Source organism: Mesorhizobium sp. P2_D1, assembly GCF_056404455.1.
Genome location: NZ_JBFUDZ010000162.1, coordinates 1 through 784 on the forward strand (window position 1 = coordinate 1; position 784 = coordinate 784).

Genomic DNA, 784 nt, shown 5'->3' on the forward strand with positions numbered 1-784 from the left:
GTTCCGTGGTCGACTTGAGCGGAGGTTCTCGAGGCGAGCGCCGCCTGGTTGAAATAATCATGAATAATGGACAGCGCATCATCGCACGTGCGTCGACAGGAATCGTCTTGCGCAACGACAGCGCCGCGACGACCTCCTTCATCGAGCGACCGGCCTCGCAGGTTCGCAAGGGCGAAGAGGTTTGCGTGATAGGGCCGGGCTTTGTCGAGCGGGCGCGCACGCTCGTAAATGTCCGCGCTACCGCCGCGGCCGAAATTCGCGAATACCATCTGCAGGTCGCCAACCGCTTCGGCGCCATTGCCGGAGATTCAGTCAACGAACGCCTGCGGGTCGTCGTGTCGCAGATGAGCGCTACGATGCGAAAGGCGCGCTCTTTCAGCGAGATGCGACCGCCCTCAGCTCGCCGGTCAAGGTGCCATCGGCAACTGAGCGCGTCATCAACGGCGTAACCTATCGACTGCGCGGCCTTGCGGCCTGCCCAAAACCAAAGATTACCTACAAGACGCAGGAGTGGGACTGCACGAAGGCCGCGCAGGACTATGAAGAGGGAATCTACAACGATCGTGCATCTGTCGTGCTTTGCAAAACGCTTGTCCTGCAGAGCAGGAAGGATGAGCCCGACGCCGTGTCGGGTTTCTCCCTCGTGGGTGCGGGCAMTGCAAACGATCCGTACAACGTCGCCTACGACGATGACGAAATGGTTTTCTTCGACATGGCGGCAATCGGACGCAACAAGGACGGCAAGCCATCAACGATCGGCTGTGATCGAAACGCGTCTGTACTC

Annotated in this window: 1 protein-coding gene and 1 pseudogene; both read left to right on the forward strand. The window is 59.9% G+C overall.

Going from position 1 to position 784, the window contains the following annotated elements; all coding sequences use genetic code 11:
* Positions 1–449: pseudogene (locus AC1D0I_RS32735) on the forward strand (hypothetical protein); the annotation flags it as partial.
* Positions 413–784: hypothetical protein (locus tag AC1D0I_RS32740; RefSeq protein ID WP_477400208.1), on the forward strand; the 372-nt coding region annotated here is incomplete at its 3' end. The pseudogene AC1D0I_RS32735 and the gene AC1D0I_RS32740, both read left to right, overlap by 37 nt.